The organism is Actinomadura opuntiae (assembly GCF_030283205.1).
GTDB lineage: Bacteria > Actinomycetota > Actinomycetes > Streptosporangiales > Streptosporangiaceae > Spirillospora.
On record NZ_JASNWF010000019.1, the window covers coordinates 230967 to 242298 of the forward strand.

Here is an 11332-nt window from a genome sequence, read left to right on the forward strand (position 1 = left end):
CGGCGGGACGCTGATTCATCCATGGCCAACCAGACGACGCCGCCCCGCGGCCTCTCGCGCCCGGGCAAGTGGGCGCGGGGGGCCGCCGGGGTGGCGGTCCTGTTCCTGGCGAGCGAGGCCCTCGGGCGGGCCGGAATTGTGGACCGTTCCTATCTGCCCCCCGCCTCCAGCATCACCGGCCGCGCGCTCGAGCTGTTCGGCGACTCGGCGTTCCTGTTCAACGTGCGGGTGACGCTCACCGCCTGGGCGCTCGGGATGCTCCTCGCCATCGCGATCTCCGTCCCGCTCGGGCTGCTGCTCGGCAGCGTCCCGGCGGTGAACACCGCGGTCCGCGCGATCGTGGAGTTCCTGCGGCCGATCCCCTCCGTCGCGCTGATCCCGCTGGCCGGGCTCGTCCTCGGCTCCGGGCTCAACATGGAGGTGCCGCTCATCGTCTACGCCTGCAGCTGGCCCATCCTGTTCAACACCATGTACGGACTGGACGACGTCGACCCCACGGCCAAGGAGACCCTGCGCAGCTTCGGGTTCGGCCGGATCCAGGTGCTGCTGCGGGTCTCACTGCCCAGCGCCGCCCCCTTCATCGCGACCGGCGTGCGGCTCGCCGCCTCGATCGCGCTGATCCTCGCCGTCGGCACCGAGATCCTCTCCGGCTTCGGCGACGGCCTCGGCATGTTCATCGCCCAGGCCGGCACCGCCCCCGACGGCACCCGCGACGTCCTCGCCGGGACGCTGTGGGCCGGCTGCCTCGGCCTGGTCATCGACACCGCGCTGGTGCAGGCCGAGAACCGCGCGTTCCGCTGGCACAAGGCGCAGAGGAGTGGTGCATCGTGACGGCGGCGACCCTCACCGCGCCCGCCGCCCGGCGCGGCGGGCGGACCGGGCGGCTGGCCCGCGGGATCCTGCACCGCTGGCTCCCGCTGGCCGTCCTCATCGGCTGCTGGGAGGCGGCGACCCGCGCCTCCGACAGCCCGTTCTTCCCCCCGCCCTCCAAGATCGCCGAGCGCATGCGGGACCTGTGGTTCTCCGGCCCGCCGAGCCACCTGTTCCTCAACGCCGAGGCCGGCGACTCGATCGCGCCCAGCCTGGCCCGGATGGCGTTCTCGCTCGCGGCGTGCGTCGTCGCCGGGGTCGTCCTCGGCATCGCGCTCGGCCGCTCGGAGCGCGTGCTGGCCTACCTTGAGCCGCTGCTGCAGTTCGCCCGGGTCATCCCGCCGCCCACCCTCGTGCCGGTGTTCATCGTGCTCTTCGAGTTCGGCACGCAGATGCAGGTCGCCTCCATCATCTTCAGCGCCATCTGGCCCATCCTGCTCAACACCGCCGACGGGGCGCGCAGCGTCGACCAGATGCAGATGGCCACGGCCGAGGCGTTCCGGCTGTCGGCGTTCGAGCGGATCAGGTTCGTCATCCTCCCCGCGTCGCTGCCGAAGATCTTCGCGGGCGTGCGGCTGGCACTGTCGCTGTCGCTGATCCTGATGGTCTTCTCCGAGCTGCTCCCGGGCACGACCGACGGCCTCGGCTTCGAGCTGACCAACGCGCAGAGCCAGTCCGACCTGCCGACCCTGTGGTCGGTGATCGTGCTGCTCGGCATCCTCGGCTACCTGTTCAACACGATTCTGCTCGCGGTGGAGCGACGGTTCCTTCGCTGGCACCGCGGCGCGCGAAAGGCGGATCAATGACGACGGAGTTCACCGTCCGGGAGGCGGTGTTCGACTTCTGCCGGAGGACCGGGATGACCACCGTCTTCGGCAACCCCGGCTCCACCGAGCTGCGGATGTTCCGCGACTTCCCGGCGGACTTCGACTACGTCCTCGGCCTGCAGGAGATCGTGGCGGTCGGCGCGGCCGCGGGCCACGCCCTCGCCAGGGGCACCGCCGCCCTGGTCAACCTGCACTCCGCCGGCGGCCTCGGGCACGCCCTCGGCGCGGTGTTCAACGCCTACCGCGACCGGATCCCGATGGTGATCGTCGCCGGGCAGCAGACCCGGGCGATGCTGCCGACCCGGCCGTTCCTCGGCGCGGACGAGCCCGAGACGTTCCCCCGCCCCTACGTGAAGTGGAGCAGGCAGCCCGCGCGGGCCGAGGACGTCCCGGCCGCGTTCGCCGAGGCCTACCGGGTGGCGATGACCCCGCCGCGCGGCCCGGTCTTCCTGTCGGTGCCCGAGGACGACTGGGACCGGCCGGCCGAGCCGATCCCGCACCGCGAGGTGAGGACCGCGTTCGCGCCCGACCCCGCCGCGCTGCGGGAGACCGCCGACGCGCTCAACGGCGCCGAGAACCCCGTCATCGTCGTCGGGCACGGCGTGGAGGACGAGGACGCGGCGTCCCTCGTCGTGGAGCTGGCCGAGCGCGCCTGCGCGCCGGTGTGGATCAGCCCGCTGTCGGGGCGGTCCGGCTTCCCCGAGGACCACGCGCTGTTCCGGGGGTTCCTGCCGCCGGTCCGCGACCAGCTCGCCGCTCGCCTGGAGGGCCACGACGTCGTGCTGGTGCTCGGCGCGCCGGTGTTCAACTACCACGTGCACAGCGAGGGCCCGTACGTCCCGGAGGGCGCGCGGCTGTTCCACTTCGACTGCGACCCGTCCCAGACCGCGTGGGCGCCGGTCGGCACCAGCGTGCTCACCACGGTCCGCGCGGGGGTGGCGGGCCTGCTCGAACTGGTCGAGAAGGCCGACCGGCCGGCGCCCGAGCCGCGGGAGCGGCTCTCCCGCCCGCGGGCCACCGACCCGATCGACGCCGCGCTGGTGATCGAGTCGCTGCGCGAGCGGCTGCCCGAGGACGCCGTCGTCGTGGAGGAGATCCCGAGCCACCGGGACATGTTCCACGCCCGGCTGCCGTTCAGCCGGCCCGGCTCGTTCCTCACCATGGGCAGCGGCGTCCTCGGCTGGAGCCTGCCGATGGGGGTCGGCCGCGCGCTCGCCTCCTCCGGCGAGCGGGTCGTCTGCGTGCTCGGCGACGGCGCGATCATGTACTCGGTGCAGGCGCTGTGGACGGCCGTGCAGCACCGGCTGCCGATGACGGTGATCGTCCTCGACAACGGCGGGTACGGCGCCATCAGGGGGCTCGGCCGGCGGATCGGCCTGGACTCGATCCCGGGCGCCGACATCTCCGGCATCGACTTCGTCGCGCTCGCGCAGGGGCTCGGCTGCCCCGGCCGGGCGGTGGCCGGCGCCGCCGACGTGGACGCCGCGCTGGAAGAGGCCCTCGCCCACGACGGGCCCTTCATCGTCAGCGTCCGCGTGGCGGCCGACAACACCGCGATGTACGACGAGCCCGGGGCACGGTGAGCGCGATGCTGGAGATCTCCGGACTGGGCCACTCCTACGGGACGCACCGCGTCCTCGACGGCATCGACCTGAAGGTCGGCGAGGGCGAGCTGGTCACGATCGTCGGGCCGTCGGGGTGCGGCAAGTCGACGCTGCTGCGCTGCATCGCCGGACTCGTCCCGCCGAGCGACGGCAAGGTCGTGCTGAAGGGCGCGCCCATCGACGGCGTGCCCGACGACCTCGCCGTGGTGTTCCAGGACTACAGCCGCTCGCTGCTGCCGTGGCTGACGGTCCGCGACAACGTCGCGCTGCCGCTGCGCCGCCGCGGGCTCGGCAAGGCCGACCGCCGGGCCCGCGCCGTCGAGGCGCTGGCGTCGGTCGGCCTGGAGGACGCGGCGGCCAAGTACCCGTGGCAGCTGTCGGGCGGCATGCAGCAGCGGGTGTCGATCGCCCGGGCGCTGGCCTACAAGCCGACGCTGATGCTGATGGACGAGCCGTTCGGGTCGGTCGACGCGCAGACCCGCGAGGACCTGGAGGACCTCGTCCTGGAGGTGCACCGGGCGCAGGGCATGACGATCCTGCTCGTCACGCACGACATCGACGAGAGCGTCTACCTGGGCGACCGGGTCGTGGTGCTGGCCCGCAACCCCGGCCGGGTCCGCGACGAGCTGCCGGTCACGCTGCCCGCCGACCGGGACCAGATCGGCACCCGGGCGGACGCGGAGTTCGTGCGGCTGAGGGCCGAGGTGGGACGGCTCGTCCGCGGCGTCGTCAAGGAGTCCGAGGCGGCGGCCGCCACCGACGCGAAGGACGACGCGGCGAAGGACGCGGCGGAGGACGAGCCCGCCAAGGACGACGCCTCGGCGGAGGGGTCCGCGAAGAAGTAGCGCGCACGTCCCGAAGGACCCCGGTCGCACCGCGGCCGGGGTCCTTCGCTTTCCGCGCGCCGAACGGCGGAACAATCCTGTTCACAATTTTCTCCACATATCACTACATACGCCTCATTTCTCCCGCGATCCGGCAGGCGATGCGCTACGCTCCCGGCACTCGCCGAACGATCGGCTCTCCCCCGGCCGCCCCTCCCGCAATGGAGCGTCGCCCATGTCCGCCACCCTTCCCCGCGCCGTCCTCGGCGGCGCGCTCGCCGTCGCGGTCGCGCTCCCGGCCACCGCGTGCGGCGGCTCGGACGACAAGAAACCGGCCAACGGGCTCGAGAAGTCCACGATCACCGTCGGCACCATGACGATCGCCGACACCGCGCCGCTGCAGATCGCGATCCGGAAGGGCCTGTTCAAGGCCGAGGGGCTGACGGTCAGGACGCGGGTCGTCAGCGGCGGCGCCGAGGCGATCCCGCTGCTGCGGAGCGGGCAGCTCGACATCACCTTCGGCAACTACGTGTCGCTGTTCACCGCCGCGTCCAAGGACCCGGGGTTCAAGCCGAAGGTCGTCGCCGACGGTTTCCAGGGCGCGCCGAAGACCCACACGCTGATGGTGCGCGCCGACTCCCCGTACCGCACGATCAAGGACCTGGCCGGCAAGAAGATCGGCGTCAACACCAAGCACAACGTCAGCACGCTGCTGGTGCGCGCCGCCGGGCAGGCGCAGGGCGTCGCCTTCGACGAGGACAGGAACTTCGTCGAGATCCCGCCGCCCAACATGGAGGCGGCGCTGAAGAACAAGAGCGTCGACGCCGTCCAGGCGATCGAGCCGTTCGGCACCCAGATGCAGAGCACCATGGGCGCCCGGATGGTCGCCGACCTGTCCAGCGGCCCGACCGCGCAGTTCCCGATGGCCGGCTACGCCGCGCCGGCGCGGTTCGCCGACAAGAACCCCAAGACGGTCGCCGCGTTCCAGCGCGCGCTGGGCAAGGGGCAGAGCATGGCCGCGGACCGCAAGCTCGTCGAGCAGATCCTGCCCACCTACGCCAAGGGCATCGACGCCAAGGTCGCCGCGGCCATGAGCTACGGCACCTACCCGACGTCGCTGGACGCGACCCGCCTGCAGCGGGTGCCGGACGTCATGCAGCGGTTCGGCTACATCTCCAAGACGATGGACGTCAAGCCGCTGCTGCTGACCCCGGCTTCATGACCCCACGCCGCATCGTCCTCGGCGCGGCCGGGGTGGTCGTGGTGGCCGGCGTGCTGGAGGCCGTCAGCCGTTCCGGCCTCGTGGACCGGTCCTCGCTCCCGCCGGCCTCGACCGTGCTGAAAGAGGCCGGCAGGCTGGCCGTCGACAGCGAGTTCCTGACCGACGTCGGCGCGACGGTGCGCGAATGGCTGCTCGGGCTGCTGCTCGCCGTGCTGGTGGCGGTGCCGCTGGGCGTGCTGCTCGGTTCGGTGCCGCTGCTCGGCACCGCGTCCCGCGCGCTGGTCGAGCTGTGCCGCCCCGTCCCGTCGGTGGCGCTGATCCCGCTCGCCGCCCTGGTGTTCAGCACCCCGGCGCGGACCAACCTGTCGCTGATCTTCTACGCCTGCCTGTGGCCGATCCTCATCAACACCCTGTACGCGCTGCGCGACGTCGACCCGGTGGCCAAGGACACGCTGCGCGGCTTCGGGTTCTCGGCGCCGTCGGTGCTGTGGCGGGTGTCGCTGCCGAGCGCCGCCCCGTTCATCGCCACCGGCGTGCGGATCGCCGCCTCGGTCGCCCTCGTCGTGCTGATCAGCACCGAGCTGCTGATCGGCGGCGACGACGGCATCGGCATCTACCTCGCCGAGACGCAGCAGGGCGGTGGCCGCACCGACCTGATGCTGGCCGGCGCCTGCTGGGCCGGGGTGCTCGGGCTGCTCGCCAACGCCGCGCTGACCGGGCTGGAGCGGCTCGCGTTCCGCTGGCACACCGCCCGCGTCGAGGGGATCGCATGAGGGGCGCGCGTCCGGTCCGCGGGGCCGCCGAGCGGGTGTGGCTCGTCGCGCTCGCCGTGGCGGTCTGGCAGATCGTCACGTCCGTGAAGGACGAGACGTACTTCCCGCCGCCCACGAAGATCATCGAGACGCTGCACGAGGTGTGGTTCTCCGGCCCCGCCTCGCGGGCGTTCCTCAACGGCAACGCGGTCGACGACTTCTCCAGCAGCCTCGCCCACCTGTTCGTCGGATGGGCCGCCGCCGGGGCCGCCGGGGTGGCGGTCGGCGCGGCGATCGGCCGGTCCCGGTTCCTGAACGACCTGCTGGACCCGGTGCTGCAGTTCCTGCGCGCGGTGCCGCCGCCGACGCTGCTGCCGTTCTTCATCGTCGTGTTCAAGATCGGCACGACGATGCAGATCGTCACGATCGCGTTCGGGGTGGTGTGGCCGGTGCTGCTGAACACCGCCGACGGCGTCCGCGCGGTGGACCCCCTGCAGCTGGACACCGCCCGCGTCTTCGGCGTCTCCCGGCCCCGCCGGCTGCTGATGATCATCCTGCCGGCGGCGGCGCCGAAGATCTTCGCCGGGCTGCGGGTCGCGCTGTCGTTCGCGCTGATCCTCATGGTGCTGTCGGAGATCGTCGGCAGCACCACCGGCATCGGCGCCGAGCTGCTGGACGCCCAGCGCGCCTTCGAGCCGCCGACGATGTGGGCCGGGATCGTCATGCTCGGCGTCCTCGGCCTGCTGTTCAACGGCGTCTTCATGCTCCTGGAGCGGCGGCTGCTCGCCTGGCACGCCGGCGCGCAGCGGCTGACGAACTGAACCCCCACAGAAAAGGCGTCCGCGATGCTCCGGATCACCGGCCTCACGCACTCCTACTCCGGCGGGCACAAGGCGCTCGACGGGCTCGACCTCACCGTCCCGGACGGCCAGCTGCTCAGCATCGTCGGCCCGTCCGGGTGCGGCAAGTCCACCCTGCTGCGCTGCATCGCGGGGCTGATCAGGCCGACCGGCGGCGCCCTGGAGCTGGACGGCGCGCCGGTCACCGGGGTGCCCGACGACCTCGCCGTCGTCTTCCAGGACTACAGCCGCTCGCTGTTCCCGTGGCTGACCGTCCGCGACAACGTGGCGATGCCGCTGCGGCGGCGCGGCGGGTCCCGGGCCGAGCGCCGCGCCGCCGCCGAGGAGGCGCTGGAGTCGGTCGGCCTGCCCGACGCGTCCCGCCAGTACCCCTGGCAGCTGTCGGGCGGCATGCAGCAGCGGGTGTCGATCGCGCGGGCCCTGGCCTACCGGCCGTCGCTGCTGCTGATGGACGAGCCGTTCGGCTCCGTGGACGCGCAGACCCGGGAGGACCTGGAGGACCTCCTGCTCCAGGTGCACCGGGCGGCGAAGATGACGATCCTGCTGGTCACCCACGACATCGACGAGAGCGTCTACGTCGGCGACCGGGTGGTCGTGCTGAACCGGTCGCCGGCCCGCGTGCACGCCGACATCCCGGTGGCGCTGCCCGCCGTCCGCGACCAGATCGAGACGCGCGGGCTGCCGGAGTTCGTCCGGCTGCGCGCCGAGGTCGGCCGGCTGGTCCGCGGCGGCGCCCGGATCCCGGGCGCCGCGCCCGCGACCGCGGCGCAGCGGGGCGGGACGTCCGGGGCGGGCGAGCCGGAAGCGGACAATCCACCGGAGACCGGCCCCGGATAAGAGATCATGACGGCATGCGCGTACTCATCGTCGGGGCCGGGATCGGCGGGCTCACCACCGCACTGAGCCTGCACGAGGCCGGGATCGAGGCGCTCGTCGTCGACGGCGTCCGGCGGCTGCGGCCGCTCGGCGTCGGCATCAACCTGCTGCCGCACGCCGTCCGCGAGCTCACCGAGCTGGGACTCGGCGGGGACCTCGCCGACATCGGCGTCCCCACCGCCGAGATGGTGCACTTCGACCGGTTCGGCGGCCGGATCTGGGCCGACCCGCGCGGCCGGGCGCTCGGCTACGACTGGCCGCAGTACTCGGTGCACCGCGGCGAGCTGCAGATGGTGCTGCTCGACGCGGTGCTGTCCCGGCTCGGCAAGGACGCCGTCCGCACCGGCACGGTGTTCGAGGGCTTCGAGCAGGACGGCGCGGAGGTGCGGGCCCGGCTGCTGGACCGGGCGTCCGGCACCGCCGGGACGGTCCGGGCGGACGTGCTGGTCGGCGCGGACGGGCTGCACTCGGCCGTCCGGGCGCAGCTCCATCCCGGCGAGCCGGCGCCGCTGTGGAACGGGATCCGGATGTGGCGGGGCGTCACCGAGTCCGAGCCGTTCCTGACCGGACGGACCCTGGCCGTGGCGGGCAGCAACGCCGCGTCCAAGATCGTCGTGTATCCGATCTCGATGCGCGCGGAGCGGCGCGGGCGGGCGCTGCTGAACTGGGTCGCCGAGGTCAGGCTCCCCGGCGACCGGCTGGAGACCGACGCGGACTGGAACCGGACGGGGCGGCTGGAGGACGTCCTCCCCTACTTCGCCGGCTGGAAGTTCGACTGGCTGGACGTCCCGTCCCTGATCGCCGCGTCCCCGGAGATCCTGGAGTACCCGATGGTGGACCGCGAGCCGCTGGACCGGTGGACGTCCGGCCGGGTGACCCTGCTCGGCGACGCGGCGCACCCGATGTACCCGATCGGCTCCAACGGCGGCTCCCAGGCGGTCCTGGACGCGCGCGTGCTGGCCTACGAGCTGGCCCGCGCCGCCGACGCCGCCGAGGGGCTGCTCGGCTACGAGCGGGAGCGCCGCGAGACGGCCAACGCGGTCGTGCTGGCCTGCCGCGACATGCCGGCGGAGCGGATCCTGCGGATGGTGTCCGAGCGCGCCCCGGACGGCTTCGACGCCATCGAGGACGTCCTGACGGCCGAGGAGCTGGCCACGCTCACCGGCGCCTACCGCAGGACGTCGTTCATCGACGCCGAGACGCTCAACAACCGTCCGTCCTACACCGTCGTGCGCTGACGCGCCGGGCGCCCGCTCAGCGGTCGCGGCCGGTGGTGACGGCCGCGAGACGGGCGTCGATGGCGCGGGACGCCCGGTCGTACAGCGACGGGTCGTCGTGGAGGAGCGCGTGGGCGGCGGCGGTGCGGCAGACGGCGTCCAGCTCGAAGGCGAGCTGCGGGACGTCCGCGGACGCGTCGATCTCCCCGCGTTCCCGCGCCTCGCGCAGGCAGCGCTCCAGGAAGGCGCGCCAGTCGCGCTGGGACGCGGCGATGGCGTCGCGGACCCGGCCCGGGCGGGCGTCGAACTCGGCCATCGTCGAGTGGAAGAAGCATCCGCCGGGGAAGACCGGTTCGCGCTGGTAGCGCTGCCACGCCGCCAGCAGGGCCCGGACGCGGCCGAGCCCCTCGGGGACGGCGAGCGCCGGCCCGGTCACGTGCTCGCGGAACACCTCCACGGCCTTGGCGACCGTGGCGAGCTGGAGCTCCTCCTTGGAGCCGAAGTGCGTGAACACGCCGCTCTTGCTGATCCGCAGCTCGGTGGCGAGGCGGCCGATCGACAGGCCCTCCAGGCCCTCGGCCGAGGCGATGTCGGCGGCCCGGCCGAGGATGACCGTGCGCGTCCGCTCCCCCTTGAGGAGCCGTCCGTCGGTGCTCACGCCCATTAATCTGCACGACCGTTCGTTCAAAGTCAATCCGGCGAACCCCTTGACGGGAGCGCCCTCCAGAGAAGATTGTACGACCGTTCGTTCTTTTTTTGGAGGCACTCCCATGACCACCGCAGAGACCGCCGCGGCGGCGCCCGTCGCGGCGGGCACCCGGCGGGCCGTGCCCTGGCTCGCCGCCGGCGCGACGTTCCTGGCCATGCTCGACGCCACCGTCGCCAACCTCGCCGTCCCCGACCTGCACGACGACTTCGGCGGGACCTCGCTGTCCGGGCTGACCTGGGTCGTCACCGTCTACGCGGTGCTGTTCGCCGCGCTGCTCGCCCCCGCCGGACGGCTCGCCGACGTGGTCGGGCGGCGCTCGCTCTACCTGTGGGGCACCGGGCTGTTCACGCTCGCCTCGCTGGCCTGCGCGGCGGCGCCGACCGTCCCGGTCCTGCTGGCGACCCGCGGCGTGCAGGGCGCCACCGCGGCCGCGATGATCCCCGCGTCCCTCGCGCTGCTGCTGCACGACACGCCCGCCGCGCGGCGCGCGGGCGCGATCGGGCTGTGGAGTGCGGCGGGCGCGTTCGCCGCCGCCGTCGGCCCCGGGCTCGGCGGCGTGCTGGTGGACCAGTTCGGCTGGCGGGCGCTGTTCGTCATCAACGTCCCGTTCGGCCTGGCGATGCTGCTCGGCGGCCTGCGGCTGCCGCACACCGCGAGGACCGCGGGCCGGCTGCCCGACATCGCCGGAACGGTCCTGCTCGGCACCGGCGTCGGCGGGATCGCGCTCGGCGTCACCCAGTCGGGCGACTGGGGCTGGAGCGACCCCCGCACGCTCGCGCTGCTGCTCGGCGGCGCCGTCCTGGCCGGCCTGGCGCTGTGGCGGTCGGCGCGGCACCCGGTGCCCGCGCTGGAGATCCGGATGTGGCGCGAGCGCGGGTTCGCCCTCGCCAACACCGCCTCGTTCCTGTACGGGACCGCGCTGTACTCCTGGCTGCTGCTCGGCGTGCTCTACCTGACCGGCCAGTGGCACTACTCGATCCTCAAGGCCGGGCTCGCCTCGACGCCCGGGGCGTTCACCGCCACCGCCGCCGCGATCGCGATGGGCCGCCTCACCGGGCGCATCGGCGTCCGTCCCGCCGTGTCCGGAGGCGCGCTGATCATGGTGGCGACGGGGATCTGGGCGGTCGCCGGGCTCCCGCCCGAACCGCACTTCCTCACGTTCTGGCTGCCGCTCGGGCTGGTGGCCGGGACGGGCATGGGGATGCTCACCACCGGCACCGCGTCGGCCGCCGCGCTGTCGGCCGGCCCGCAGCGGTTCGCGGGCGCCACCGGCCTCAACACCACGGCCCGGCAGCTCGGCGGCGCGCTCGGCATCGCCGCGCTCGCCGCGCTGCTGCCGGACGGGGCGGTGCACGACGACTACACCGCCGTCTACCTGTTCTGCACGCTCGCCGCCGCCGGCGCCGCCCTGGCGGGAGCGTTCCTGACCACCCGCCCCACCGCGTCCTGAAGGAGACTTCCCAATGAGGTTGTCAAGCCGCGACCGTGACGGGCGGTGAGTGGTGGTAGCACTCACCGTTGCGGATCATGGCCCACAGCACGTTGACGCGGCGACGGGCCAGCGACAACAG

11 protein-coding genes are annotated in these 11332 nt (G+C 73.3%); 10 read left to right on the forward strand and 1 reads right to left on the reverse strand.

Going from position 1 to position 11332, the window contains the following annotated elements:
* Nucleotides 1-21: 21 nt before the first annotated feature.
* The 9 genes from QP089_RS35625 to QP089_RS35665 all read left to right on the forward strand — a co-directional run bounded on the left by QP089_RS35625 (nucleotide 22) and on the right by QP089_RS35665 (nucleotide 9073).
* The gene (locus tag QP089_RS35625; RefSeq protein WP_285917843.1) at nucleotides 22-831 is read left to right on the forward strand and encodes an ABC transporter permease; all 810 of its coding nucleotides are present in this window, start codon (nucleotides 22-24) and stop codon (nucleotides 829-831) included.
* Nucleotides 828-1676, forward strand: a complete 849-nt coding sequence (locus QP089_RS35630) for an ABC transporter permease (RefSeq protein WP_285917844.1) — start codon at nucleotides 828-830, stop codon at nucleotides 1674-1676. The genes QP089_RS35625 and QP089_RS35630 overlap by 4 nt, the downstream gene beginning before the upstream one ends.
* Nucleotides 1673-3280: a benzoylformate decarboxylase gene (gene mdlC, locus QP089_RS35635; RefSeq protein ID WP_285917845.1), complete on the forward strand. Its 1608-nt coding sequence runs from the start codon at nucleotides 1673-1675 to the stop codon at nucleotides 3278-3280. Before QP089_RS35630 ends, mdlC begins: the two co-directional genes overlap by 4 nt.
* Before the next feature lie 5 nt (nucleotides 3281-3285).
* Nucleotides 3286-4146 carry an ABC transporter ATP-binding protein gene (locus tag QP089_RS35640; RefSeq protein WP_285917846.1) on the forward strand — a complete coding sequence of 287 codons (861 nt, stop codon included), beginning with the start codon at nucleotides 3286-3288 and terminating at the stop codon, nucleotides 4144-4146.
* 214 nt (nucleotides 4147-4360) lie between these two features.
* Nucleotides 4361-5347 carry an ABC transporter substrate-binding protein gene (locus tag QP089_RS35645; RefSeq protein ID WP_285917847.1) on the forward strand — a complete coding sequence of 329 codons (987 nt, stop codon included), beginning with the start codon at nucleotides 4361-4363 and terminating at the stop codon, nucleotides 5345-5347.
* Nucleotides 5344-6120, forward strand: a complete 777-nt coding sequence (locus QP089_RS35650) for an ABC transporter permease (protein ID WP_285917848.1) — start codon at nucleotides 5344-5346, stop codon at nucleotides 6118-6120. The genes QP089_RS35645 and QP089_RS35650 overlap by 4 nt, the downstream gene beginning before the upstream one ends.
* Nucleotides 6117-6920, forward strand: coding sequence for an ABC transporter permease (locus tag QP089_RS35655; RefSeq protein ID WP_285917849.1), 804 nt, complete (start codon nucleotides 6117-6119; stop codon nucleotides 6918-6920). The genes QP089_RS35650 and QP089_RS35655 overlap by 4 nt, the downstream gene beginning before the upstream one ends.
* A 24-nt stretch (nucleotides 6921-6944) precedes the next feature.
* Nucleotides 6945-7796 carry an ABC transporter ATP-binding protein gene (locus QP089_RS35660; RefSeq protein WP_285917850.1) on the forward strand — a complete coding sequence of 284 codons (852 nt, stop codon included), beginning with the start codon at nucleotides 6945-6947 and terminating at the stop codon, nucleotides 7794-7796.
* A gap of 14 nt (nucleotides 7797-7810) precedes the next feature.
* The gene (locus tag QP089_RS35665) at nucleotides 7811-9073 is read left to right on the forward strand and encodes a flavin-dependent oxidoreductase (RefSeq protein WP_285917851.1); all 1263 of its coding nucleotides are present in this window, start codon (nucleotides 7811-7813) and stop codon (nucleotides 9071-9073) included.
* A 16-nt stretch (nucleotides 9074-9089) separates the two neighbouring features.
* On the opposite strand, the gene QP089_RS35670 is transcribed toward QP089_RS35665, so the two are convergent.
* Nucleotides 9090-9716 carry a TetR family transcriptional regulator C-terminal domain-containing protein gene (locus QP089_RS35670; protein ID WP_285917852.1) on the reverse strand — a complete coding sequence of 209 codons (627 nt, stop codon included), beginning with the start codon at nucleotides 9714-9716 and terminating at the stop codon, nucleotides 9090-9092.
* Between the two features lie 106 nt (nucleotides 9717-9822).
* Here QP089_RS35670 and QP089_RS35675 point away from each other — a divergent pair, with 106 nt between their 5' ends.
* Entirely contained in the window at nucleotides 9823-11211 is a 1389-nt protein-coding gene (locus QP089_RS35675; protein ID WP_285917853.1) for an MFS transporter, read from the forward strand.
* Nucleotides 11212-11332 lie beyond the last annotated feature (121 nt).